Raw genomic sequence first — 26,007 nt, 5'->3', positions numbered from 1 at the left:
TAATCTACAGCTCTTGGCCCGGCTATGTTAGCTGGCCTGTTTAATGACACTACACACCGGAAACCTCATCATGAACGACTGCTGGGTCAAGAATGCCATCAAAGAGATCGACGCAGATTTTCAGCGTTCAGCCGACACTCATTTAATTCGCCTGACTATCAATGACTTTCCCGGCATTTCGCTGTACCTCAAAGATGAAAGCACCCATCCGACCGGCAGCCTGAAACATCGCCTTGCGCGCTCGCTGTTTCTTTACGGCCTGTGCAACGGCTGGATAAAAGAAAACACGCCGATCATTGAGTCATCTTCGGGCAGTACCGCAATTTCGGAAGCCTACTTTGCGCGCCTGCTCGGCCTGCCGTTTATTGCCGTGATGCCCGCCTGCACGGCGCCGCGCAAGATTCAGCAGATTGAATTTTACGGCGGGCGCTGCCATTTTGTTGAAAATTCCAGCCAGATTTATGCCGCCTCAGAACAGCTGGCGAAAGAGCTGAACGGCCATTATATGGACCAGTTTACCTACGCCGAACGCGCGACCGACTGGCGCGGCAATAACAATATCGCCGAAAGTATTTATCGCCAGATGGCGCTCGAGCCTTCGCCAATCCCGCATTATATCGTGATGAGCGCCGGCACGGGCGGCACCTCGGCCACGCTGGGCCGCTATATTCGCTATCAGGGACATCAAACGGAGTTGGTCGTCGTTGACCCTGAAAATTCGGTGTTTTTTGACAGCTATCAGCAAAATGACAAGGCGATTGTGGCCGAATGCAGCAGCCGGATAGAGGGCATTGGCCGTCCGCGCGTCGAGCCTTCGTTCCTGCCGGGCGTGATTGATCGCATGATGCAGGTGCCTGACGCCGCAAGCGTCGCAACCGTTCACTGGCTCGAAACCATGCTGGGCCGCAAAGTCGGCGGTTCTACCGGCACCAACGTGTGGGGCGCGTTGCAGCTGGCAGAAGAAATGCGCGAAAAAGGAGAAAAAGGGGCCATCGTAACGCTGCTTTGCGACAGCGGTGAACGTTATCAGCACACCTATTTCAACCCGCACTGGGTCGCCGAAAATCTTGGCGACCTGTCGCCGTATCGCGAAAAGCTGCTCGGACTGCGTTAATTATCGAAAGGGGCTGACTTTGTCATTACAGTCAGGCCCGACGCTAAAGCTACAACTCCAGCTACAAATCCAGCTACAAATCCAGCTACAAATCCAGTTACAGCCCTAGCTGTAACTCTTGCTACAGCCCTAGCTGTAACTCTTGCTACAGCCCTAGCTGTAACTCTCGCCGTAAAAATTGCGACACGGCCTGATCTTTGCAGTGTCCAATCACCTCAAGATGGGGAACGTGCTGTTTTAAAACCGGCAGCGCGTTGCCCATGACGATGCCTCGCCCCACGCTTTCGAGCATTTCGCGGTCGTTCATCGCATCGCCAAACGCTAGGCACTCAGCCAGCGGGATCCCGAGCTTTTTCGTGAGCAGCGCCAGCGCACTGCCTTTATTGCTGCCGCCCGGCATAATGTCGAGACAGTCGTGGGCAGAAAAACAGATATCCAGCCGATCGGCAAAATAGTCTTGCAGCAGGGGCAGCAAGATCAGCAGCTCGTCGTGCGGCGCACAGAAACAAATCTTGCTGTTACCGGTGAGTGGAAGCTTTGCCAGCTCGACCAGCTGATAGCGGAATCCGCTGAACTGGTGCGCGTGCAGCAATGCAGGGCTGTCGGTTTCGGTAAACCAGCCATCGTCGCGGAACACGTGCAGGCTGGCCGAGGTGCCCCAATCTTTGCTAATCAGCTCGTGGAAACAGGTTTCGGGAAGGTCGCTGGCGTGCAGTAATGTCCCTTCAAGATTATGCACGCGGGTGCCGTTGCCGGTAATCAGATACCCCGGAATATCGATGTTGGCGAGGACCTGTTTCATCTCGAGATAATGGCGACCCGTAGCAAAAGTCAGCGTGATGCCGCGTTCAGCCAGCTTTCGCAGACTCGCCAGAGTTTCGTCACCTAAATGGTGGTCCGGCATCAGCAGCGTGCCGTCCATATCAAAAGCAGCCAAACGAATAGTCGTGTTAATAGTCACCCTGCTCCTCCTTTGCCCGTTGACGTTCATTGTCCTCTAACGGAACATTTGCGGGATAGGTTGTCAAGAATATTGGCTTTTCGGCCTCTCTGAATAGGATTGATTTTTGCTATTAACCCATGCAAAACGTCAGTAACATACCGCCATCGAACGCTGCTCTGGTCGTGCGATGTAAACAGCATTCGGCATAAACAGGCAGCATCAAAAAATCATAAGGTATTAAAGATGAAAAGAGCCGTTGTGGTCTTTAGTGGCGGACAGGACTCAACCACCTGTCTGGTGCAGGCGCTCACGCAGTACGATGAAGTTCACTGCGTAACGTTTGACTATGGTCAACGCCATCGTGAAGAGATAGAGGTCGCGCAAAAGCTCTCTCTCGAATTAGGTGCCAAGGCGCACAAGGTGCTGGATGTCGGCCTGCTCAACGAGTTAGCCGTCAGCAGCCTGACTCGCGATAATATTCCTGTGCCGCAGTTTGGCGAAACCGCTGAAAACGGCCTGCCGAGCACCTTTGTGCCCGGACGTAATATTTTGTTCCTGACGCTGACGGCGATTTATGCCTATCAGGTTCAGGCTGAAGCCGTGATTACCGGCGTCTGCGAAACCGATTTCTCGGGTTATCCTGACTGTCGCGACGAGTTTGTGAAAGCGCTAAATCACGCCGTCAATCTCGGCATTGCGCGTGAAATTCGTTTTGAAACGCCATTAATGTGGCTCAACAAGGCTGAAACCTGGGCGCTGGCCGATTACTACAACCAACTGCCGCTCATTCGCAACCAAACGCTGACCTGCTATAACGGCATTATTGGCGACGGCTGTGGCGAATGTGCCGCCTGCCACCTGCGCGCCAAAGGTCTGGCGGAATACCAGCAAAATCCTGAAGCTATCAAAGCCAGCCTAAAAGAGAAAACTGCGCTGGCTTAAGCCTCTGATTTAAGCCTTTGATTTACCATCTTATTTAATAAGGTTTATCTAAAATCACCGACATAGCCTACGTCATTCATGTTGCAGCCAACGCAGCTGCGGCGTGAATAACGACGGCTATTCTTTGAGTTGTTGCAGCTTTTCAAGCAATTGGCCATCAAGCGGCAAGGCTTTCTGGGTTTGCAAATCGATGCAAACAAAGGTCAGCAGCGCATCCGAAACCGTTTCTCCCTGACAGCTGATCACCTGCTTGATCACCCCGCTTCGGCCATTAAGCTGCTCGAGCTGGCTGTCGATCAGTAACACATCGCCCAGCACCGCCGGTTTGCGATAGTTGATATTAATGTTGACCACAATAAAGGCGATATTGTTTTTCGCCATCCACTGAAAGCCTTCTTTATTGTCGAGCCATTCCCAGCGCGCGGTTTCGAGAAACTCGAGATAACGGGCGTTATTAACGTGTCGATAAACATCGATATGAAATCCACGAACTTTTAGCGTTGTCTGCATAGTGAGAATCCTGCTGCTGGCCTAAGGCTGAAAAAGGTGACCTTATCGCGCGGCGTGAACCGCGCTTAACTGGTCGGACTTCTTTCAGGTTAGCAGAAGAACGCGGCGAGAAAAGTCCTCCCTTCATCGCCGCGATCCGTATCACAATTTCAAACGCGATTGATTACGTTGAAATAATGCCGGCCCAATGCCCGGCACTTCTTGCAGTTGTTCCAGCTGAGTAAAGGGCCCCATTTCTTCCCGATAGTTGACGATCGTCTGACCTTTCTTAAGGCCGACACCGTTAAGCGCTTTCGAGAGTTCCTCCGCGCTGGCGCTGTTGAGGCTAACTTTTTCCTCCTCGGCTTTGCTCGCCGCGGGCTCTTTTGTCGCCTTCTGGTCGGCTTTTTTCTCTTTGCTCGCACTCTTTTCGATGCTGCTCGAGGTTGCGCTTTTTGTCGCGCTTTCTGTGGCCGCCTGTGCGCCAAATGGCATCACTGCCAGACCTAAAACCATGACTAAACTCTTGATTGATAGATTTTTCATGCTGTAATCCTCCGTGTTGTTGACAGCACGGACAGAGTGAACCAGCGCGACGGGAACTACAAACGGCAGAATTCAGAATTGGAAAAGGCCGCGAAGGCGGCCTTTCGGTGTTGCAGCTTGTTGCAGAAAGGCTCCGGAGAGCCTCGCATTATTGCTGGTTTTGCGCGGCTGAGCCGAGCTTGATTTTCGCCTGCTGACGCAGGTTTGCCAGCAAGGCATCAAAGGTGCTGTTGGACGACGTTTGCTGCAGCTGCTGGTTGAACTGAGCGGCTTCGGCTTCTGGCAGCTTGCCCTGAGTCACGGCGGTCAGCTTGATGATGACGGTATTGCCGTTCTCATCCTGCGAAATGCCGTAGGTCGGTTTGTCAGCCTGCGGCTGCGCCAGTGCATAAACATTTTGCTCGAAATCAGAAGGCTGCGCGGTACGCTGCACTTTCTGCACGTCACCAAAGTTCAAACCTGCGGCTTTCAGCGCATCGTCGCCTTTGCCCTCTTTCAGCGCGGCCAACACTTTCTGTGCGTCAACGCGAGCCTGATCTTCGGCTTTCTGCTGTTTAACACTCTGAGCAACCTGATCTTTCACTTCAGTGAAAGGTTTGACCGACTCTGCTTTGTGCGCGTCGACACGCACGACGAAGGCGCGGTCACCGTCGACGGTAATCACGTCGGAGTTGCTGCCCGGCGCGCCGTCACGACCAATCAGTGAACCATCAAACAGTGACTGAACCACCGGCTTGAAGTTAATCGCGGCCGGAATGTTCTGCTGAGTAAACCAGTCGGTATGAGAAGACTTAATACCGGCGGCCTCTTCGGCAGACGCCAGGCTTTCGTTGTCATTGCTGGCTGCGTCGCTCACTTTCTGTTGCAGCGCGTAATAGGCGTCGAGCGCTTTTTCCTGCTTCAGCTTGTTAACGATGCCGTCATGAACGTCGGCCAGCGGTTTAACCTGCTCAGGCATGATGTCATCAAGGCGCAGAATGAAGAAACCGCTGTCTGATTTAATCACGCCAGACATTTGACCTTTAGTGGTCAGGTTGGCGCTCTTGAACTCAGGCAGTGTGGTTTCAGGTTCCATCCAGCCAAGATCACCGCCCTTCTTGCCGCTCAGGGTGTCGATAGATTTGGTTTTTGCCAGCTCGGCGAAATCGGTACCGCTTTTCAGCTGGGTATCGATAGCGTCGGCAGAGGCCTGATCTTTCGCTACGATCACGCTATAACGACGGCGTTCCGGTTGGCCGAACTCGCTTTTATGCTGGTCGTAGTAAGCCGTGACGTCGGCATCGGTCACCGTGGTTTTGCTCTGCATTGCTGCAGCGTCCATTTCGATGTAGCTGACTTTGATCTGCTCAGGAGCCACGAAGCTGTTTTTGTTGCGATCGTAATAGGCCTGCAGTTCGCTGTCGCTTACTTGCTGTTTGGCAGCCAGCGCGTCGGTGTTGAAGGTGGCGGTGTGAACGTCGCGCTCCTGCAATACCAGTTCGGACATGGATTTGGTTTCAACCGGCAGCACGAAGTCTGATTCGCCGTAGGCCTGCGCCAACTGCTGGCTCACCAGCTGCTGTTTCATCAGCTTGGCAAAGTTATCGGCGGTATAACCCATGCCCTGCAAGGATTGCAGGTACTTGGCGTTATCAAACTGTTTGTTGGTCTGGAATTGCGGCGTCGCCAGAATCGCGTCTTTGATTTGCTGATCGCTAACCGTCACGCCCAATTTTTTGGAGTATTGATCAAGCAGGGTCACGTCGATCAGGTTATTCAGCGACTGCTGGCGCAGCTGCTGCATGTAACCGTCGCTGCCAGCCAGTGCGGCAAACTGGTCGCCCAGCTGCTGTTGCAGGCGGCTACGCTGGTTCTGCACGGCGTCATCGAGCTGAGCACGGCTAATTTCCTGACCGTTTACCTTGGCCGCGTAATCGCTGGTGCCGCCGATGAGGTAGTTGCCCACGCCGGTTAAAACAAATGAGAGAACGATCAGACCAAGAATGATTTTGAGCACGACGTGATTAGCTGCCGCGCGTAAGTTGTCCATCATAGTGAAGCAACACTCCGCTGTATTTGGGGTTTAAAACTTGGGCTGCGTGGACGATGCCGACGATCCCTGTGACACCCTTCAGGGTGCTGCACAATTAACTGCTAACTGCGTGTTTACACTGACACTTCGTTTTAAATGGCGTTCAAAAGAATCACTGTTAACAGGCAATAACCGCACCCGTTGCCTTTTTCTTGCCGACGGGCAGCATAGAAAAAGAAAAAAGCGCATCTCTTCGATGCGCCTCACATATTACCTTACCAACCCTGTGACGTCAGGTTATTGTTAGTAATTATCCGTTTACTGCGTCTTTCAACGATTTACCGGCACGGAAGCCAGGAACCTTGGCAGCCGGAATACTGATTTCTTTACCCGTTTGCGGGTTACGACCGGTGCGAGCTGAACGCTCACGAACCGCGAAGGTACCAAAGCCCACCAGTGCAACGTCTTCTCCAGCTTTCAGAGAATCGGTCACTGATTCAAGCACCGCGTCCAGAACACGTCCAGCGGCCGCTTTAGAAATGTCCGCACCGGCTGCAATTTTGTCGATCAGTTGTGACTTATTCACGTTTTCATCCCCTCTTAGAATTCTATCGTCACGCCGAAAATTTCCCTACGGACGCGACAGCGCAGCTTTTATATCAAGCTTGTCAGGGGTATGCAAGCTACCCAGAACGCATTGCACCCTCCTGACAGGGTTACTAACTTAACGGCACAAAAAAAAGCTGGCAAGTAGGATTTCACTTGCCAGCCTTGGTTCTGCTTATACTTTATGCATCAATCACTATTTGGCTGCAACAGGCAGTGCGCCAAAGGCAGGATTTTGCAGTGCAAGGTTCAGCACGTCGTCGATGCGCTTGACCGGATGGATTTCCAGATCGGCCAACACGTTATCAGGAATTTCTTCGAGATCGCGTTTGTTGTCGTCAGGAATCAGCACCACTTTGATGCCACCGCGGTGTGCGGCCAGCAGCTTCTCTTTCAAGCCGCCGATAGGCAACACTTGACCACGCAAAGTAATCTCGCCGGTCATCGCCACATCGGCGCGAACCGGGTTACCGGTCAGACAGGAGACCAGCGCGGTACACATTGCGATACCGGCACTTGGACCGTCTTTCGGGGTCGCGCCTTCCGGTACGTGAACGTGAATGTCACGCTTCTCGTAGAAGTCTGGGTTGATGCCCAGCTTGTCTGCGCGAGCACGCACCACGGTCAACGCCGCCTGAATCGACTCTTGCATCACTTCACCCAGAGAACCGGTGTAGGTCAGCTTGCCTTTGCCCGGAACGCACGCGGTTTCGATGGTCAGCAGCTCGCCGCCCACTTCGGTCCACGCCAGACCCGTTACCTGACCCACGCGGTTTTCAGTGTCGGCACGGCCGTAATCGACTTTCTGCACGCCAAGGTAATCTTTCAGGTTATCGCCATTAATCACGATGTGCTTCAAGGTCTTGTCGAGCAGCAGCTGTTTAACCGCTTTGCGACACAGCTTGGAAATTTCGCGTTCCAGACTACGTACACCGGCTTCACGGGTGTAAAAACGAATAATGCCGATGATGGCGCTGTCTTCTACCGTCAGCTCGTTTTTCTTCAGTGCGTTACGCTCGATTTGTTTCGGCAGCAGGTGCTGTTTGGCGATGTTCAGCTTTTCGTCTTCGGTATAACCGGAAAGGCGAATCACTTCCATACGGTCAAGCAGCGGCGCTGGAATGTTCATCGAGTTCGACGTTGCAACAAACATCACGTCAGACAAGTCGTAGTCAACTTCCAGATAGTGGTCGTTGAACGCGACGTTCTGTTCGGGATCCAGCACTTCAAGCAGAGCCGAAGCCGGATCGCCACGCATGTCGGAAGACATCTTGTCGATTTCATCGAGCAGGAACAGCGGGTTCTTGACGCCAACTTTGGCCATTTTCTGGATAAGTTTGCCCGGCATTGAACCAATATAGGTACGACGGTGACCACGAATTTCGGCTTCGTCACGCACGCCACCCAGCGCCATACGCACGTATTCACGGCCGGTCGCACGCGCGATCGACTGTCCGAGGGAGGTTTTACCCACGCCCGGAGGCCCTACCAGACAAAGGATAGGTCCCTTGATTTTGCTCACGCGCGTCTGCACGGCGAGGTACTCGAGGATACGGTCTTTCACACGTTCCAGACCAAAGTGATCGGTATCCAGCACCTCTTGCGCCTTGCGCAGATCTTTCTTCACCTTGCTGCGGGCATTCCATGGCACCTGAAGCATCCAGTCGATATAACCACGGACCACGGTGGCTTCGGCGGACATCGGCGACATCATTTTCAGCTTTTGCAGCTCGGCTTCGGTTTTTTCACGCGCATCTTTCGGCATTTTCGCCGCGTCGATTTTGCGTTTCAGCGCTTCGTGTTCGTCAGGCGCATCGTCCATTTCGCCCAGCTCTTTCTGAATGGCTTTCATTTGCTCATTCAGATAGTACTCGCGCTGGCTTTTTTCCATCTGTTTTTTGACGCGATTGCGGATACGCTTCTCAACCTGCAGCAGGTCGATTTCGGATTCCATCATCGCCATCAGGTACTCGAGGCGTTCGGTAATGTCGAACATCTCCAGCACGGACTGTTTGTCGGCCAGTTTCAACGGCATGTGCGCCGCGATAGTGTCAGCCAGTCGCGCAGCGTCTTCAATGCTGTTTAATGAAGTCAGGACTTCCGGCGGGATCTTCTTGTTCAGCTTGATGTAACCTTCAAACTGGTTGATCGCCGTACGGACCAAAACTTCCTGCTCGCGCTCGTCTACCGCAGGGGATTCGAGGTATTCGGCCTGCGCAGCAAAATGCTCACCGCTGTCAGACAAGGTGGTAATGCGCGCGCGCTGTAAACCTTCAACCAGAACTTTGACCGTTCCGTCAGGAAGTTTCAGCATCTGCAAAATAGAGGCTACGGTTCCCACTGAGAATAAATCGTTGATACCAGGCTCATCCGTCGAGGCCTCTTTCTGCGCAACGAGCATGATTTTCTTATCATTGTCCATTGCGGCTTCAAGGCAGCGAATTGATTTCTCCCGGCCAACGAACAGCGGGATAACCATATGCGGATAAACCACCACATCGCGCAGAGGCAATACGGGGATTTCTATGCGTTCGGAACGCTCAGGGTTCATAGAGCTCTCTCTTAGTTTAGCTTCCGCCAGGTTAAGGAAATCTCGTGAAACACGAGTCAGCGGGTTTCAGCAAGTAGTTAACTGAGTATATGGGGATGAATATCCGACATTCAACGACAAGAAAGCGAGGAAAAAAAAATGGGGGAAAAAATCCCCCATTTCTCATCTAAACCGCTGTAAAACTGGCTAATTATTCACCAGAAGCTTGTTGAGCCTCAGGTTTGCCATAAATCATCAGAGGTTCGGATTGCCCCGCAATGACGGACTCGTCAACCACGACTTTGTCCACACTGTCCAGAGATGGCAGATCGTACATCGTATCCAGTAAAGCAGCTTCAACGATAGAACGCAGACCACGAGCACCCGTTTTACGCTCCATCGCCTTTTTCGCGATAGCGGTCAGGGCTTCGTCACGGAACTCAAGCTCGACGCCTTCAAGATTGAACAATGCCTGATACTGTTTGGTCAGCGCATTTTTCGGCTCTTTCAGGATCTGAATCAGGGCTTCTTCGCTCAGCTCGCTCAGCGTTGCAACCACCGGCAGACGGCCAATGAACTCGGGGATCAGACCAAATTTGATCAAATCTTCCGGCTCGGCCTGTGCCAGCAACTGACCTTCCGTTGCTTTTTCAGACTTGCCTTTCACTTCAGCACCAAAACCAATGCCGGTACGGGTGTTCAGACGTTGTCCGATCACTTTATCGAGACCGGCAAAGGCGCCGCCGCAGATAAACAGGATTTTGGACGTATCAACCTGCAGGAACTCCTGCTGAGGATGCTTGCGTCCGCCCTGTGGTGGTACAGCGGCAACAGTACCTTCAATCAGTTTCAACAGAGCCTGCTGCACGCCTTCACCTGACACGTCACGCGTAATTGACGGGTTATCAGATTTACGAGAGATTTTATCAATCTCATCGATGTAGACGATGCCGCGCTGGGCTTTCTGTACGTCGTAATCACACTTCTGCAGCAGCTTCTGAATGATGTTTTCGACGTCTTCACCCACGTAACCGGCTTCGGTCAGCGTAGTGGCGTCGGCCATGGTAAATGGCACATCCAGGAAGCGAGCCAGCGTTTCGGCCAACAGCGTTTTACCGCTACCGGTTGGGCCGATCAGCAAAATGTTGCTCTTGCCAAGTTCGATACCGTTGCTGGTATCACCGTTACGCAAGCGCTTGTAGTGGTTATAAACCGCCACAGCCAGCACTTTTTTCGCCGGTTCCTGGCCGATAACATAGTCATCGAGGTGTTCACGGATTTCGTGTGGAGTCGGCAGCGCGCTGCGTTCGCGATGCGGTGCGACCTCTTTAATCTCTTCGCGAATAATGTCGTTGCATAAATCGACACACTCATCGCAGATATACACTGACGGCCCGGCAATCAGCTTACGTACTTCATGCTGGCTTTTGCCGCAAAAAGAGCAGTACAGCAGCTTTCCTGAACCGTCTTTGCGCTTATCTGTCATCAGTAAACCTCTTCTTTAATCTCAGTCCCGCGGATAAAACACGGCGGTGCGACCATTTAACTCAACAGACAGGTCATTCTCTGACGCATGGCTGATGTCTATGTGACAATTCACTCATATATTGTTGCCGGGGTAAAGCACCGAGCGGCGATTTTCTCGTCGCCGCCCGCACGAAACGTCCGTATGAGTTTAACTATAGACCATCGTGTCAGCAGAAAGCCTACTAGAGTTTGCCGCGATGAGTCATAACCTTGTCAACCAGACCATACTCTACAGCTTCGTCGGCAGACAGGAAACGATCTCGCTCAGTGTCACGCTCTATTTCTTCAAGAGACTTGCCCGTATGATGCGCCATCAGCGTATTCATGCGGTGTTTGACCTTCAGGATCTCACGCGCGTGGATGTCGATGTCCGACGCCTGACCCTGGAAACCGCCCAGCGGCTGGTGGATCATCACGCGGGAGTTTGGCAGCGCAAAACGCTTGCCTTCAGCACCGGCAGTCAGCAGGAACGCGCCCATTGAACAGGCCTGACCCATACAAATCGTGCTGACATCCGGCTTGATGAACTGCATGGTGTCGTAAATTGACATCCCTGCGGTAATAACGCCGCCCGGCGAGTTGATATAAAGGTAGATATCTTTTTCTGGATTTTCAGCTTCCAGGAAAAGCATCTGGGCCACAATCAGGTTAGCCATATGGTCTTCAACCTGACCGGTCAGGAAGATAATGCGTTCCTTTAACAGGCGGGAAAAAATATCGTATGAGCGCTCACCGCGTGAAGTCTGCTCTACAACCATCGGTACTAGAGCCATGTTTGGCGCAAACTGCTCTCTTTCACCACTGTATGACATAACCGTCTCCTAATAGAATGCTCTTTAGCGCGAGTTGAAACCAATTCTACTTGAGATAAGCAATGATGACTATGCTCAAGCGGCCAAGTCGCCACGTACACGGCTGACGGTTGTTATCAGTCAGAAGCTAACAGCAAAGTTACTCTCGTAGCACTAGACAATTGGGGGGGCGATGGGAGAATTCAAGCCCGTTGGCAAATTCTTTTACTCCCCTGATTCATTCAGCAGGTAAATAGCTCAATAAATAAACGAATCACTTACGTGCTCGCTGACATGCTTGCCTATCGGCTTCCTCTATAAATGAATTACCTGACGAAAATAGGGTTATCACTCTGATAAATATAGTGCAAAGTCTACTAAATATAGAGCAGGCAGTTCTTAAAAAACCAGCCTTTAGCCAAAAATGATCAAATAAAAAAGCCCGTAGCGCAAACTACGGGCTTCTTGAACCTGTATCAACGGCTCGCCTCATCGTTAAATGAAACTCACCACTGAAACCCCTGAGGCAATTATGCCGGGGTGTTCTGGTTCATCAGTTCAGTAAAGGTGGTCGGCTTTTCTGTAACTTTAGCTTTGGACAGCAGGGTTTCGACGGCTTGTTCTTCCAGCGCGACGTTACGCATGTTGTTCATCAGCTCTTTGTTTTTGCTGTAGAACTCGATCACTTCAGACGGATCTTCGTAAGCAGAAGCCATCTCTTCGATCAGCGTTTTAACACGCTCTTCGTCAGCTTTCAGTTCGTGCTGGCTGATAACTTCGCCCAGCAGCAGACCGACAACAACGCGTTGCTTAGCCTGCTCTTCGAACAGCTCACGAGGCAGTTCCAGAGCTTGTTTCTCGTTGCCACCAAAACGCTGTGCAGCCTGGCGACGCAGAACGTCGATTTCGCTGTCGATCAGGGCTGCAGGAACGTCGATGTCGTTGGCTTTAACCAGACCGTCGATTGCCTGAGTCTTGATACGGTTACGCACGGCGCCTTTCAGCTCGCGATCCATATTTTTACGCACTTCGGCACGCAGACCTTCAACTGAACCATCAGCCACGCCGAAACGCTTGATGAATTCTTCGGTCAGTTCTGGCAGTTCGCGCTCTTCAACTTTCTTCAGAACGATGTCGAACTTGGCCGCTTTACCTTTCAGGTTTTCTGCGTGGTAATCTTCTGGGAAGTTTACGTCGATAGCGAATTCTTCACCGGCTTTATGACCGACCAGACCTTCTTCGAAGCCTGGGATCATGCGGCCCTGGCCCATCGCCAGAACGAAGTCAGAGGCTTTGCCGCCTTCAAACTCTTCGCCGTCGATAGAACCGGAGAAATCAACGGTAACGCGATCTTCAGCGGTCACGGCTGCGTCGGTTTCTTTCCAGTCAGCCTGCTGCTTGCGCAGGGTTTCCAGCATGGCATCAACGTCAGCTTCGTTAACATCAACAACCGGCTTTTCGACTTCGATGCTTTCCAGATCTTTCAGTTCAACTTCTGGATAAACTTCGAACTCAACGGTGAAGTTGAAATCTTCGCCGTCTTTGTACTCGCCTGGAACGTAGTTTGGTGCGCCAGCCGGGTTAATTTTTTCTTTGATGATGGCATCAACGAAGCTGCGCTGCATCAAATCGCCCAGCACGTCCTGACGAACGCTTGCGCCGTAACGTTGTTCGATGATGTGGTGTGGTACTTTGCCCTTGCGGAAGCCGTCAATACGTACAGATTTAGACGCTTTAGCCAGTTCGCTTTTTACTGCTTTTTCAATGCTTTCAGCAGGAACAGTAATAGCGATACGGCGACCAAGGCCTTGAGTGGTTTCAACAGAAACTTGCATCTTGTTACCTCAAAAAAATCAAAGTGCTCGGTCAACCCCGAACCGGGACGCTTCATGCAGACCTGGCTCAGTATTCGAGGAAGTCCCGAAACCATTCCGGAAAAATAAGACGCAGCATTATAGCGGCGCAACGGCAGGGAGTCGAGGACGGCTGCCGCGAAATAAAAAACCCGGAAAACAAAAACGGCCCGCAGGCCGTTTTGAAATTCGCTTCTACTAATACAGCATCTCGGGGGGAAAGTTCCAGAGATACTCTCTATTAAAGGCGTTTTAGTCACGATTTTGCCGAAAATAGCTAATTTTAGGCTAAAGTTCCTGCACCACGGCACGGTGGAGAGGCCGGAACGGTGTCTTGCAGCCCTTCCCACTCCTTCATCGTGTAAGTGTGCAGGGCCAGCGCGTGAACGCTGCCAGCCAGCTCTGCCGACAGTACGGAATAGATAGAACGGTGGCGGGATAAAAAGCGTTCGCCCACGAATTTATCGCTTACCATCACCACCTTAAAGTGGCTTTCAGAACCCGCAGGCACATTATGGCGATAACTTTCATCTGTTACATCCAGGTGCGTTGGTTCAAACGCTGCGGCCAACTTTGCTTCTATTTGTTCGCGAATCATAGCCATCTCCTTATAAACACGCCTAACAGAGAACTGCGCCCAACTATTTCGCCGTCTTACCTTAAAGAATAGGCTGTTTTCCGTTTTATTCTTACTTTCAAAAAGAAAATCTTACTTATGTGAACAAAAGGGCGGTTTGAAGGGTAAATCGGCGCGTTCTCTCACTATTTTTTCACTTGCCTGCGATAATTTAACACATTCCGCGGTCCAATCTCATGGCACGCTAAACATTCGCAATGCTATGATGCTGCCAATTCTACAATGAAAACACGCGAACTTTTGACTTTGCAAAGACGGATAATTGAAAAAATGACGCTATTCAAAAAAGTTATTTTCCCTGTGCTGGCACTCTTTATGCTCGCAGGCTGTGCGACCAGCAGCAACACACTGAACATTTCTCCAAAGATTGCCCTGCCAACGCAGGATCCCACGCTGATGGGCGTGACAATCAGCATCAACGGCGCGGACCTGCGTCAGGACAAGGCGCTGGCCAAGGTTAATCGCGACGGCCAGCTGGTCTCGCTGACACCTTCCCGCGACCTGCGCTTCCTGCTGCAAGAGTCTCTCGAGAAGCAGATGACGGCGCGCGGCTACATGGTTGGTCCTGACGGTGCCGTCGACCTGCAAATCGTGGTCAATAACCTGTACGCCGATGTTCAGGAAGGTAATCTGCGCTACAACATCACCACCAAGGCAGATATCTCTATCATCGCGACCGCCAAAAATGGCAACAAGCAGGTGAAAAACTACCGCTCAACCTATAACGTTCAGGGTGCATTCACTGCGACCGACGCGAAAATCACCAACGTGGTTAACACCGTGATGGGCGATGTGATTGCCGACATGGCGCAAGACACCAGCGTCAGCGAATTCATCAAGGCCAACTCGCACTGAGTTAGCGAGCGATAACATTGGCTTCTGCCCGGCTCCCGTCGGGCAGAAGCCTCTGAATGTTTTGCCGTTTTGCCCCCTTCTCCCGATTCCCTCCTTTATTATCCGCATTTATCCTTTATGATGCCCCTGCGCCCCCTATTCACCGGCCTTGCAGGAACACGGATGCCATGCTGAAACAGTACTTCACTATCTTCACCCAACGAAATACCGTCATTCTGCTGCTGCTGGGCTTTGCCTCGGGACTGCCGCTGGCGCTGACTTCCGGCACGCTACAGGCGTGGATGACGGTCGAAAATCTCGACCTGAAAACCATCGGCATCTTCTCGCTGGTGGGTCAGGCCTATGTGTTTAAATTCCTCTGGTCGCCGATGATGGACCGCTATACGCCGTCGTTTTTCGGCCGCCGTCGTGGCTGGCTTATCATCACGCAACTGCTGCTGGTGGTGGCAATTTTTGCCATGGGTTACATGGATCCTTCCCGCGATTTATTCTGGCTAGCGGCGCTGGCGGTATTAATTGCCTTTGCCTCTGCGTCGCAAGATATTGTTTTTGATGCTTATAAAACCGACTTGCTCAGCGCGCAGGAAAGGGGCAACGGCGCGGCGGTGTCGGTGCTAGGTTATCGGCTGGCGATGCTGGTGTCGGGCGGATTGGCCCTGTGGCTCGCCGATCGCTATCTTGGCTGGCAACACACTTACTGGCTGATGGCGGCGCTGATGCTGATTGGCGTGGCGGCGACGCTGTTCGCGCCCGAGCCGGAGGTGGAGAGTCCTGCGCCGAAAACGCTGGAACTGGCGGTTATCGCGCCGCTAAAAGATTTCTTTGGCCGTAATAATGCGTGGCTGATCCTGCTGTTAATCGTGATGTACAAACTCGGCGATGCCTTTGCCGGTAGCCTCAGCACCACTTTTTTGATTCGCGGCGTCGGCTTTGACGCGGGCGAAGTCGGATTAGTTAACAAGACCCTCGGCCTGCTGGCGACGATTTTCGGCGCGCTGCTTGGTGGCGTGTTGATGCAGCGTTTGAGCCTGTTCCGCGCGCTGATGCTGTTTGGCCTGCTGCAAGGCGTCTCGAACGCGGGTTACTGGATTCTGGCGGTGACCGATAAACATCTCTACTCGATGGGCACGGCGATCTTTTTCGAAAACCTGTGTGGCGGCATGGGCACGGCGGCTTTTGTCGCGCTGCTGATGGCACTCTGCAACAAGTCGTTTTCAGCCACGCAATTTGCACTGCTGTCGGCGCTGTCTGCCGTGGGTCGCGTTTACGTGGGGCCGATTGCCGGCTGGTTTGTTGAAGCCAACGGCTGGCCGCTGTTTTATCTGTTCTCTATCGTCGCGGCATTGCCGGGTTTACTGCTGCTGCTGTTATGTCGACAGACGCTGGAACAGACGCAGCAATCCGACAGTTTCGAACCGCGTCGTTATTTCGGCTCGGCTTATCGTTGGGCAATAAGATTTTTATTAGTGGGCGCTATTTTGCTCGGCCTGTGGGTGATTATTTTAATTACCGACGGTCTTGACTGGACTCATTTATCGCAGCCCGCGAGCCATATTGTACAGGCTGGCGCATTGCTGGCACTGATCGGCATTGCGCTCGGCAGCGTGCTGGATTTTCTCGCCTTGCGCCGCCAGCCGGTGTTGTAGCGAGAAATGACATTCTGTTAAACACATTAGGGCCAAATCAATCACGTTTTGGCCCTGCTCTTTTCTGGCAGTTCCTTAAATCTCATCTACACTCTTATCTCTGCGGCGACTTTCATCTTAAAGACAGCGCTTCACGGCAGAAAATAAGCTCAATCCTTTATACCTCAGACGGCATTTTGTTGTGCTTTCTGGGGCGTCATTGTTGTATTTTAGTTAATATATTTATTTACCCTGATCTAGATCAAAAATTAATTCAAAGGTAATAAAAAAATATTTCTAATTTACACTTTGTTTCATTGATCGTTTTTATCCTCTTTTTCATTCATTTTATTTTCACTTAATTTCAACATTCTGTTTACATAAATAACACCTCTCTCGATCATTAAAAAAAGGCACTAAATATCCATACTGTTGCTACGTCTTGTTTTTTCACTACATAGTGACCAAAAAAAGTGCAAGGTACTGTTGCCACAAAGAAATTGTCACTTCCCGTAACAGGTGTGACCACGTTAACATAAAGTGTGGGACGTGCATTTACACTGCTTTAAGCGTGTTTACAGTACCGTAACCTTCCCGTAAAATGCCCGCACACATGAAGCGACAATAGAGCCCTGTTATTGAGGTCGTTAGATGAGACTTAAGAAATACAATAAAAGTATTGGGATGTTGTCTATATTTGCATCCACTGTAATGTTAAGTGGCTGCAATACGGCACTAATGGATCCCAAGGGAGCAATTGGACTAGAGCAAAGAACGCTGATATTGACAGCGATCGGTTTAATGCTGATCGTCGTTATACCAGTAATCGTTATGGCTTTTGCTTTTGCATGGAAGTATCGCGCTTCTAATACAGACGCTAAGTACAGTCCAAATTGGTCACACTCCAACAAAGTAGAAGCAGTGGTATGGACTATTCCAATTATCATCATTGCCATTCTGGCAACGATAACCTGGAAAACCACCCATGCGCTTGACCCGTTCAAACCTATCGTAACCGAAGAAAAACCGATGACAGTCGAAGTGGTTTCACTCGATTGGAAATGGTTGTTCATCTATCCAGAGCAGGGTATCGCGACGGTAAATGAGCTGGTTATTCCTAAAGATGTCCCTGTTCAGTTCAAAGTGACGTCCGACACCGTGATGAACTCCTTCTTCATCCCGCAGTTAGGTGGACAGATTTACGCGATGGCCGGTATGCAGACTCAGTTGCACTTGATTGCAAATGAGGCGGGTACCTACAAGGGCATCTCGGCAAACTACAGTGGTCGCGGCTTCTCTGGTATGAAGTTCAACGCTATTGCCACACCTAGCCGTGCCGATTTCGATACGTGGGTTGCTAAAGTCAAGCAAGCACCGAATCAGCTTGCCACGATGGATCAGTTCAAGTCTCTGGCCGCAGACAGTATCGACAACCCAGTCGAATACTTCTCTACCGTTCAGCCTGATTTGTTCAAAAATATCATTGGTCAGTATTCGCACGACATGAATATGCCAGCAGGCCAGACAATGCCTATGCCAGCCGGTACAGACATGAAAGGCATGGATATGGGTGATAAGTCTCACACTGCCGGAGCCGGGGAATAAAAGATGTTCGGAAAACTTACGCTAAGTGACATTCCATTTGACGTTCCAATCGTTATGGTCACTGTTGCCGCAATCATCCTGGGCGGTATCGCTCTGGTTGCAGCAATAACCTATTTCGGGAAATGGAAATACCTGTGGACCGAGTGGATCACCTCGGTTGACCACAAAAAACTGGGTATCATGTACATCATCCTTGCGATTGTCATGCTTATCCGCGGCTTTGCCGATGCCGTAATGATGCGTACCCAACAGGTTATGGCATCCGAGGGCAGTCCCGGCTTCCTGCCACCTCATCACTATGACCAAATCTTTACCGCGCACGGCGTAATCATGATCTTCTTCATGGCGATGCCTTTCGTAATCGGTCTGATGAACGTGGTTGTACCGCTACAAATCGGTGCGCGCGACGTTGCGTTCCCGTTCCTGAACAACATCAGCTTCTGGTTCACCGCCGTTGCTGTGGTACTGATCAACATCTCTCTGGGTATTGGTGAGTTCGCACAGACTGGCTGGCTGGCCTATCCGCCGTTGTCAGGTAAGGTATACAGCCCGGGCGTGGGGGTCGACTACTGGATATGGAGTCTACAGATATCCGGTATCGGGACCTTGCTGACAGGTGTTAACTTCTTCGCGACCATCATGAAGATGCGTGCGCCTGGTATGCCGCTGATGAAAATGCCGGTATTTACCTGGGCTGCACTGTGCACCAACGTCCTGATCATTATCTCGTTCCCGATTTTGACCGTGACCATTGCCCTGCTGACGCTTGACCGTTATATCGGTACCCATTTCTTTACCAACGATATGGGCGGCAACATGATGATGTACATCAACCTGATTTGGGCCTGGGGCCATCCGGAAGTGTATATCCTTATTCTGCCAGTGTTCGGGGTGTTCTCTGAAGTGACCGCAACCTTCTCCAAAAAACGCCTGTTTGGTTACACCTCACTGGTATGGGCAACGATTGCCATCACCGTGCTGGCGTTTGTTGTTTGGCTGCACCACTTCTTTACCATGGGTTCAGGCGCCAACGTCAATGCCTTCTTCGGCATCATGACGATGATCATTTCTATCCCGACTGGGGTTAAAATCTTCAACTGGCTGTTCACCATGTATCAGGGTCGTATCACCCTGAACGCCGCAATGCTGTGGACCATCGGCTTCATCATCACCTTCTCCGTGGGTGGTATGACCGGCGTTCTGCTGGCGGTTCCAGGTGCTGACTTCGTACTGCACAACAGTCTGTTCCTGATTGCCCACTTCCATAACGTTATTATCGGCGGTGTGGTATTTGGTTGCTTCGCAGGTCTGACTTACTGGTTCCCTAAATCTTTCGGCTTCACGCTGAACGAAACCTGGGGCGTGCGTGCGTTCTGGTTCTGGATCATCGGCTTCTTCGTCGCCTTTATGCCGCTGTACGCACTGGGCTTCATGGGTATGACTCGTCGTATCAGCCAGGACATTGACCCGCAGTTCCACACTCTGCTGTGTGTTGCCGCGTTCGGTGCCTTCCTGATTGCCTGTGGTATCGCGTGTATCTTCATCATGTTCTTCGTCTCCGTACGTGACCGTGAGAAGAATCGCGACCTGACCGGTGACCCGTGGGGTGCGCGTACTCTGGAGTGGGCAACCTCTTCTCCTCCTCCGTTCTACAACTTCGCCATCGTGCCACATATCCACGACCGCGATGAGTTCTGGGACATGAAAGAGAAAGGTACCGCTTATGTGAAACCAGAGAAATATGAAGAGATTCATATGCCTAAAAACAGCGGTGCAGGCTTCATCATTGCCGTGTTCAGCCTGGCGTTTGGTTTCGCAGCAATCTGGGACATGTGGTGGTTAGTCATCGTCGGCTTCCTGGGTATCGTTATCACCTGGATCTGGAAAAGCTTCGACGAAGATGTTGATTACTACGTTCCTGTTGCAGAAGTAGAACGTATCGAAAACGAACATTATGAAAATATCAGCAAAGCGGGCGTGAAATATGGCAACTGATTCTCTGAATCCTCATAGCACGGTTGATCCGGAGCATGGGCACCACGACGCGGGTGAGACCAAAGTCTTTGGCTTCTGGATTTACCTGATGAGTGACTGCGTACTGTTTGCAAGCCTGTTTGCAACGTACGCGGTACTGGTACACGGGACCGCTGGTGGTCCCGCTGGTAAAGACATTTTCGAACTTCCGTTCGTACTGGTCGAAACGTTCTGCCTGCTGTTCTCAAGTATTACCTACGGCATGGCGATGCTCGGCATGGAAAAAGGCAACACCGGCTCTGTGAAGGGCTGGTTGTTCGTGACTTTCCTGTTCGGTCTTGGCTTTATCGGCATGGAACTTTATGAGTTCCATCACCTGATTACCGAAGGTTTCGGTCCTGACCGCAGTGGCTTCCTGTCCGCATTCTTTGCGCTGGTTGCGACTCACGGTCTGCACGTTACCTGTGGTCTGATCTGGATTGTTGTAATGATTATCCAGGTTAGCCGTCGCGGTCTGAGTGAAACGAACAAAACGCGTCTGATGTGTCTGAGCCTGTTCTGGCACTTCCTTGACGTGGTTTGGATCTGCGTGTTTACCGTAGTTTATCTGATGGGAGTTCTAGCATGAGTCATTCAGCCACCTCTCACGGCGGGTCAAGCCACGGTAGCCTGAAGTCTTATCTGACCGGCTTCATCTTGTCTATCATCCTGACGGTCATTCCGTTTGCGATGGTGATGAGCGATACAGCGTCACATTCGCTGATCCTGGGCACGGTCATTGCTTCGGCAATCATCCAGATAGTCGTTCACCTGGTGTACTTCCTGCACATGAATACGTCGTCGGAAGCACGTTGGAACCTGATCGCGTTCCTGTTCACCGCTGTGATTATCTTTATCGTCGTTGTGGGCTCACTGTGGATTATGTATAACCTCAACCTCAATATGATGGTCAGTTAAAAGCCGAGCTGCATGTGATGATTAAGAAATACCTGCAAGTAACTAAGCCAGGAATTATTTTCGGTAATTTAATTTCTGTCGTCGGGGGATTCCTCCTTGCTTCGAAAGGAAGCATCGATTTCCCTCTCTTTCTCGCTGCGTTTGTTGGCGTCTCGTTGGTCGTCGCGTCGGGCTGTGTGTTTAACAACTACATAGACCGCGACATTGACAAGGTAATGGAAAGAACGAAGAACCGAGTTCTGGTAAAAGGACTTATACCGCCGAAAACCACCCTGGTTTACGCTACTATCCTGGGTATTTTAGGCTTTGCGTTGCTGTACGTTGGCGCCAACCCGTTGTCTATGTGGTTGGCGGTAATGGGCTTTGTGGTTTATGTCGGGGTTTATAGCCTCTACATGAAACGCAAATCCGTTTACGGCACGCTGATTGGTAGCTTATCCGGCGCAGCGCCGCCGGTTATCGGATACTGTGCCGTCAGCGGCCAGTTCGATACCGGCGCGTTGATCCTGCTACTGATCTTCAGCCTGTGGCAGATGCCGCACTCGTACGCGATTGCCATCTTCCGCTTTAAGGATTATCAGGCAGCGAATATCCCGGTTCTGCCGGTTGTTAAAGGCGTTGCAGTGGCGAAGCATCATATTACGGTCTGGATCCTGGCCTTTATGATTGCCACCCTGATGCTGACTCTCAGCGGTTACGCAGGGTATAAATACCTGATCGTTGCCGCCGCCGTCAGCGTGTGGTGGCTGGGCATGGCACTGCGCGGATACAAAACTGAAAATGACATCGTATGGGCAAGAAAGCTGTTTGTTTTCTCCATCGTTGCCATCACTTCACTGAGTGTCATGATGTCTATCGACTTTAACGCCGCAGCACCGAATAGCCTGCTTACCTACGTTTGGTAAGCGTGCGGTGACTCGACAAATGGCCGGTTATCATACCGGCCATTTTCTTTCGTTAATCGCATAATCCCTTGAATTAATTCAGTATTTTTTTTACCAGCGTTTAGAAATCAGTATTTAACACTTCAGTATTTCAGTGCCCTCTTCCCTCGATTCACGCGCAGCATGACTCTCTTTTTTGTCTTACTTGAGAAAACTGAAATATCTGCTAAACATCCAGCAATTTACCTGCACACAAAAAAGACACTACAATGTCGCTGTTTGTAATTTTGAGGTAGCAATGAAAGATAACCAAATGACCCGGCAGGAAAGTCGGGCGACGTGGGGACTAGGGACAGTATTTTCACTCCGCATGCTCGGCATGTTCATGGTTCTTCCGGTTCTCACCACTTACGGCATGTCCTTGGCCGGAGCCAGTGAGACACTGATCGGCATCGCCATCGGTATTTATGGGCTGGCGCAGGCAATTTTCCAAATTCCTTTCGGACTGCTTTCCGACCGCGTTGGACGCAAGCCGCTTATCGTTTTCGGGCTGCTCATCTTTACGATAGGTAGCGTGGTCGCGGCCAGCACGGATTCTATCTGGGGCATCATTATTGGTCGCGCCCTGCAAGGTTCCGGTGCCATCGCCGCCGCTGTGATGGCGCTGCTTTCCGACCTGACCCGCGAGCAGAACCGCACCAAGGCCATGGCTTTTATCGGCATCAGTTTCGGCATTACCTTTGCCATCGCGATGGTGCTGGGCCCGATTATTACCCACGCTTGGGGCCTGCACGCCCTGTTCTGGGCTATCGCCGCACTGACTATTGTCGGCATTATCATTACCGTCGCCGTGGTCCCCTCCCCTGCCACTCACGTGTTGAATCGCGAGTCGAGCATGGTGAAAGGCAGCTTCGGCAAAGTGCTGACCAACGGCAAACTGCTGAAACTCAACTTTGGCATTCTGTGCCTGCACATTATGCTGATGTCGAGCTTTGTGGTGCTGCCGCGCGTAATGGAAAGCGCAGGCTTCCCGCCGAGCGAACACTGGCGCGTCTATCTGGTGACCATGCTGACCTCCTTTGTGGCGGTTATCCCGGTGATTATCTATGCCGAGAAAAAGCGCCACATGAAGCAGGTCTTCATGGGTTGCGTCGCCGTGCTGCTGCTGGCCGAGCTGGTTCTTTGGTTTGCCGGTCTGCATCTTTGGGCGGTTATCGCGGGTATTCAGATCTTCTTCCTGGCGTTTAACGTCATGGAAGCGATTCTGCCGTCGCTTATCAGCAAAGAGTCTCCGGCGGGCTATAAAGGCACCGCGATGGGACTTTACTCCACCAGCCAGTTTATCGGTGTCGCGATTGGCGGCAGCCTCGGCGGTTATGTGTTTGGTCATGCCGGCGCGGGCGCAGTGTTCCTGGTGTGTGCAGCGTTAGCGGTGATTTGGCTGGCGGTGAGCGCGACCATGTCGGAACCGCCTTATGTCAGCAGCCTGCGTATCACGCTTTCCGAAAACATTGCCAAAGATGCCACGCTCGAAGCGCGCATTAAATCGCAGCCCGGCGTTGCCGATGCGGTAGTGGTGGTTGATGAGTTAAGTGCTTACGTGAAGGTCGATACCAAACTGACCAATCGTCAGGCGCTCGAGACTTTAGTCGCCCAAGCTTGATAAAAGAGTAAAAGTAAAAAGGGAGATCGATTATCGATCTCCCTTTTTTATGGGCGGCACAGTTATCCGCAGCAAACAGTTATCCGCGGCAAACTTATCTGCGGCAAACAGGCAAAGCCAGAATGCGTTAGTCGCGGAAGTTTTTAAACTGGAACGGCTGACCCAAATCGCCACCGCGCACCAGCGCCATCACGGCCTGCAAGTCATCACGCGCCTTACCGGTCACGCGCACTTCGTCGCCCTGAATCTGCGCCTGCACTTTCAGCTTGCTGTCTTTGATCAGCTTAACGATCTTTTTCGCCAGCGCGCTTTCGATACCGGAATGCAGCTTGGCGTCAACGCTGAAGGTTTTACCGCTGTGAACCATCTCTTTCGGGATGTCCAGTGAACCGCCTTCAATGTTGCGCTTCAGCAGCGCGGCGCGCAGGATGTCCAGCAGCTGCTCGACCTGAAAATCGGACACGCTGGCAACCTTGATCGATTCGTCTTTCTCGTTCAATTCAAAGCTGGCTTCAACGTTACGAAAATCCCAACGGTTCGCCAGGTCACGCGTGGCGTTTTCCACGGCGTTGCGAACTTCCTGCATATCAATTTCTGAAACTATATCGAAAGATGGCATTCAAGCTTCTCCCTTAAATGTGATTGTGCGTCTATCTGCGATGGCCTCCATGATACCGCCTTCCATCCGCGTTGCCAAAAACTGCTGGAGTAAACTGTCGCTAATGCTGGTTTTTAACACTATTTAACGCCGAGAAGGCGCAAACCGGCCGTAACCACCGCCGCCACGAGGATCACCACAATCAGCGGACGCCTGCGCCAAGCCAGATAAGCCGCCACGCCCACGCCCAGACAGCGGGCGAATCCGGCAAAATTTTCGCCCTCATAAAAGGTCGAGATCGCCGCGACCGCCAATAATAATGTCGTGGCGGCGTCGGCGAACAGCGCGGTGGCGGCGGGTGACAGCGTTAAGCGGCTGCCCAACTTGTAACCGGCGAAGCGCAGTAAATACGTCCCTGCGGCCAGCAATCCAATGCCCGCGATTATCATCCAGTGGCCGTTCATTTATGCTTTCTCCACACCGCCAACCCCAGTAAAGAGAACAGCACCGGCATGCCCGCAGGCACCCACGGCACGGCGGCCATTGACAGCAGCATGCCGGTAAATGCGCGCCTCATGGTTTGCCTGTGCCTCAACGCGGAAACAATCAGCGCGATGAGGATGGCAGGAAATACCGCGTCCAATCCGATCACCTTGATATCCGGGATAATTTTTCCAAGCGACCCGCCGAGCAGCACGCCCAATGGCCAGCAGATCGCGATACCCAAACCGCAGAACCAATAGGCGGCACGCGCCTCGCGAGGCGTTTTCTGCGACACGCCAAACACCACGCTTTCGTCATTCATAATGTGACAACCCAACAGCGGCTTGAGCACGTTCGCGCCCTTTTCACCCACTAAATCTTTCACCGCCATGCCGAACGGCAGATGACGCGCGTTGACCAGCAAACCCGCCGCCGCCGCCGCAAACGGACTGCCACCGCTGGCGACCACGGTAATAAAGAGAAACTCCGATGCGCCAGCCAGCACGCAGATTGAGAGCGCCATCGGCACCCACAGCGGAAAACCGCCCGCCGTCGCCAACGATCCGTAAGAGACCGCGACAATTCCATCGGCCAGACAGACTAAAATAATTGCCCTGATGACGTCTTTGCGCAGCGGCGAAATCCATGTTGCACGCATATATCTTTCCCATAACGAACAGTTTGGCAGGTATAATGAACAATTCGCCAAAGACTTTCAAGACGAACGATTCGTTCGATATAAAAAACACCGGTAGCTTTTATGACCCAGCCTATTTCGATCATCGCAAAAGCGCTGGTTCGCGAACGTCAGCGGACCGGCCTGTCATTAGCCGAAATTGCCCGTCGCGCGGGCATTGCAAAATCCACTCTGTCGCAGCTGGAAGCCGGAAACGGTAATCCTAGCCTGGAAACGCTTTGGGCACTGTGCGTTGCGCTGGATATTCCTTTCGCGCGTTTGATGGAGCAGCAGATCAACACTTCTCAAGTGATCCGTTTCGGCGAAGGGCCTTCAGTCACCGCCGAGATGGCCAATTACAAGGCGATCCTGCTTGCCACCTGCCCGCCCGGCGCACGACGTGACATCTATTTACTCATCACCCAGCCCGGCGAAGATCGTCATTCCAAGCCTCATAACCCCGGCGCGGTCGAGCATCTTATTGTCACGCAGGGCCGCGCATTAATCGGTCCGACCGACAATCCGATAGAGCTAACGGCAGGCGATTATATTTGCTACCCCGCCGATCAGCCCCACGTATTCCAAGCGCTCGAGCCCGACACCCACGCAATTTTGGTCTCCGAGCAAAACTGATTAATAGACAAACAAAAAGCACCAAAAGTGTGATGCAATCCACAAAAAAAGCTATACTAAGAAGA

General features: G+C 51.9%; 24 protein-coding genes. 11 read left to right on the top strand and 13 right to left on the bottom strand.

Annotated features, from left to right (window positions below):
* Window positions 1-70 precede the first annotated feature (70 nt).
* On the top strand, window positions 71-1,114 hold the full coding sequence (locus tag SC206_RS14195) for a PLP-dependent cysteine synthase family protein (protein ID WP_332738079.1): 1,044 nt from the start codon (window positions 71-73) through the stop codon (window positions 1,112-1,114).
* Between the two features lie 145 nt (window positions 1,115-1,259).
* Here the strand turns inward: SC206_RS14195 and cof are convergent, their stop codons facing one another.
* Window positions 1,260-2,069, bottom strand: coding sequence for an HMP-PP phosphatase (cof, locus tag SC206_RS14190; protein WP_332738249.1), 810 nt, complete (start codon window positions 2,067-2,069; stop codon window positions 1,260-1,262).
* A gap of 231 nt (window positions 2,070-2,300) precedes the next feature.
* On the opposite strand from cof, the gene queC reads away from it, so the two are divergent.
* Window positions 2,301-2,999 carry a 7-cyano-7-deazaguanine synthase QueC gene (gene queC / locus SC206_RS14185; protein WP_332738078.1) on the top strand — a complete coding sequence of 233 codons (699 nt, stop codon included), beginning with the start codon at window positions 2,301-2,303 and terminating at the stop codon, window positions 2,997-2,999.
* A 117-nt stretch (window positions 3,000-3,116) separates the two neighbouring features.
* On the opposite strand, the gene SC206_RS14180 is transcribed toward queC, so the two are convergent.
* The 9 genes from SC206_RS14180 to bolA all read right to left on the bottom strand — a co-directional run bounded on the left by SC206_RS14180 (window position 3,117) and on the right by bolA (window position 13,950).
* Window positions 3,117-3,509, bottom strand: a complete 393-nt coding sequence (locus SC206_RS14180) for a thioesterase family protein (RefSeq protein ID WP_332738077.1) — start codon at window positions 3,507-3,509, stop codon at window positions 3,117-3,119.
* Between the two features lie 141 nt (window positions 3,510-3,650).
* Window positions 3,651-4,034, bottom strand: a complete 384-nt coding sequence (locus SC206_RS14175) for a ComEA family DNA-binding protein (RefSeq protein ID WP_332738076.1) — start codon at window positions 4,032-4,034, stop codon at window positions 3,651-3,653.
* Window positions 4,035-4,182: 148 nt separating this feature from the next.
* A complete protein-coding gene (ppiD, locus tag SC206_RS14170) occupies window positions 4,183-6,066 on the bottom strand; it encodes a peptidylprolyl isomerase (protein ID WP_332738075.1) in 1,884 nt (627 codons plus the stop codon).
* Window positions 6,067-6,355: 289 nt separating this feature from the next.
* The gene (hupB, locus tag SC206_RS14165) at window positions 6,356-6,631 is read right to left on the bottom strand and encodes a nucleoid-associated protein HU-beta (protein WP_332738074.1); all 276 of its coding nucleotides are present in this window, start codon (window positions 6,629-6,631) and stop codon (window positions 6,356-6,358) included.
* Between the two features lie 216 nt (window positions 6,632-6,847).
* Complete coding sequence (gene lon, locus SC206_RS14160) at window positions 6,848-9,202, bottom strand: endopeptidase La (protein WP_332738073.1); 2,355 nt, start codon at window positions 9,200-9,202, stop codon at window positions 6,848-6,850.
* A 190-nt stretch (window positions 9,203-9,392) separates the two neighbouring features.
* A complete protein-coding gene (gene clpX, locus SC206_RS14155) occupies window positions 9,393-10,667 on the bottom strand; it encodes an ATP-dependent protease ATP-binding subunit ClpX (protein ID WP_045046060.1) in 1,275 nt (424 codons plus the stop codon).
* A gap of 223 nt (window positions 10,668-10,890) precedes the next feature.
* Window positions 10,891-11,520 carry an ATP-dependent Clp endopeptidase proteolytic subunit ClpP gene (clpP, locus tag SC206_RS14150; protein ID WP_332738072.1) on the bottom strand — a complete coding sequence of 210 codons (630 nt, stop codon included), beginning with the start codon at window positions 11,518-11,520 and terminating at the stop codon, window positions 10,891-10,893.
* Window positions 11,521-12,029: 509 nt separating this feature from the next.
* A complete protein-coding gene (gene tig, locus SC206_RS14145) occupies window positions 12,030-13,334 on the bottom strand; it encodes a trigger factor (protein ID WP_332738071.1) in 1,305 nt (434 codons plus the stop codon).
* 301 nt (window positions 13,335-13,635) lie between these two features.
* On the bottom strand, window positions 13,636-13,950 hold the full coding sequence (bolA, locus tag SC206_RS14140; protein WP_332738070.1) for a transcriptional regulator BolA: 315 nt from the start codon (window positions 13,948-13,950) through the stop codon (window positions 13,636-13,638).
* Window positions 13,951-14,259: 309 nt separating this feature from the next.
* Here bolA and SC206_RS14135 point away from each other — a divergent pair, with 309 nt between their 5' ends.
* From SC206_RS14135 to SC206_RS14100, 8 genes are all read left to right on the top strand, one after another.
* Window positions 14,260-14,844 carry a lipoprotein gene (locus SC206_RS14135; protein ID WP_332738069.1) on the top strand — a complete coding sequence of 195 codons (585 nt, stop codon included), beginning with the start codon at window positions 14,260-14,262 and terminating at the stop codon, window positions 14,842-14,844.
* A gap of 167 nt (window positions 14,845-15,011) precedes the next feature.
* Complete coding sequence (gene ampG / locus SC206_RS14130) at window positions 15,012-16,490, top strand: muropeptide MFS transporter AmpG (protein WP_332738068.1); 1,479 nt, start codon at window positions 15,012-15,014, stop codon at window positions 16,488-16,490.
* 630 nt (window positions 16,491-17,120) lie between these two features.
* A complete protein-coding gene (gene cyoA, locus SC206_RS14125; RefSeq protein WP_332738067.1) occupies window positions 17,121-18,074 on the top strand; it encodes a cytochrome o ubiquinol oxidase subunit II in 954 nt (317 codons plus the stop codon).
* 3 nt (window positions 18,075-18,077) lie between these two features.
* On the top strand, window positions 18,078-20,069 hold the full coding sequence (gene cyoB, locus SC206_RS14120) for a cytochrome o ubiquinol oxidase subunit I (RefSeq protein ID WP_332738066.1): 1,992 nt from the start codon (window positions 18,078-18,080) through the stop codon (window positions 20,067-20,069).
* The gene (locus SC206_RS14115) at window positions 20,059-20,676 is read left to right on the top strand and encodes a cytochrome o ubiquinol oxidase subunit III (RefSeq protein ID WP_332738065.1); all 618 of its coding nucleotides are present in this window, start codon (window positions 20,059-20,061) and stop codon (window positions 20,674-20,676) included. Before cyoB ends, SC206_RS14115 begins: the two co-directional genes overlap by 11 nt.
* The gene (locus tag SC206_RS14110) at window positions 20,673-21,005 is read left to right on the top strand and encodes a cytochrome o ubiquinol oxidase subunit IV (protein ID WP_332738064.1); all 333 of its coding nucleotides are present in this window, start codon (window positions 20,673-20,675) and stop codon (window positions 21,003-21,005) included. The genes SC206_RS14115 and SC206_RS14110 overlap by 4 nt, the downstream gene beginning before the upstream one ends.
* A gap of 17 nt (window positions 21,006-21,022) precedes the next feature.
* Complete coding sequence (cyoE, locus tag SC206_RS14105; protein ID WP_332738063.1) at window positions 21,023-21,910, top strand: heme o synthase; 888 nt, start codon at window positions 21,023-21,025, stop codon at window positions 21,908-21,910.
* A 211-nt stretch (window positions 21,911-22,121) separates the two neighbouring features.
* Window positions 22,122-23,552, top strand: a complete 1,431-nt coding sequence (locus SC206_RS14100) for an MFS transporter (protein ID WP_332738247.1) — start codon at window positions 22,122-22,124, stop codon at window positions 23,550-23,552.
* 127 nt (window positions 23,553-23,679) lie between these two features.
* Here SC206_RS14100 and SC206_RS14095 read toward each other — a convergent pair whose 3' ends face one another.
* The 3 genes from SC206_RS14095 to SC206_RS14085 form a co-directional block, all read right to left on the bottom strand.
* Complete coding sequence (locus SC206_RS14095) at window positions 23,680-24,171, bottom strand: YajQ family cyclic di-GMP-binding protein (RefSeq protein ID WP_332738062.1); 492 nt, start codon at window positions 24,169-24,171, stop codon at window positions 23,680-23,682.
* Between the two features lie 119 nt (window positions 24,172-24,290).
* On the bottom strand, window positions 24,291-24,614 hold the full coding sequence (locus tag SC206_RS14090; protein ID WP_332738061.1) for an AzlD domain-containing protein: 324 nt from the start codon (window positions 24,612-24,614) through the stop codon (window positions 24,291-24,293).
* Window positions 24,611-25,291, bottom strand: a complete 681-nt coding sequence (locus tag SC206_RS14085; RefSeq protein ID WP_332738060.1) for an AzlC family ABC transporter permease — start codon at window positions 25,289-25,291, stop codon at window positions 24,611-24,613. The genes SC206_RS14090 and SC206_RS14085 overlap by 4 nt, the downstream gene beginning before the upstream one ends.
* A gap of 102 nt (window positions 25,292-25,393) precedes the next feature.
* Here SC206_RS14085 and SC206_RS14080 point away from each other — a divergent pair, with 102 nt between their 5' ends.
* A complete protein-coding gene (locus SC206_RS14080) occupies window positions 25,394-25,942 on the top strand; it encodes a helix-turn-helix domain-containing protein (RefSeq protein ID WP_332738059.1) in 549 nt (182 codons plus the stop codon).
* Window positions 25,943-26,007 lie beyond the last annotated feature (65 nt).

Source organism: Rouxiella sp. T17 (assembly GCF_036663475.1).
Lineage (GTDB): Bacteria > Pseudomonadota > Gammaproteobacteria > Enterobacterales > Enterobacteriaceae > Rouxiella.
This window is presented reverse-complemented; position numbering and strand designations above follow the sequence as displayed.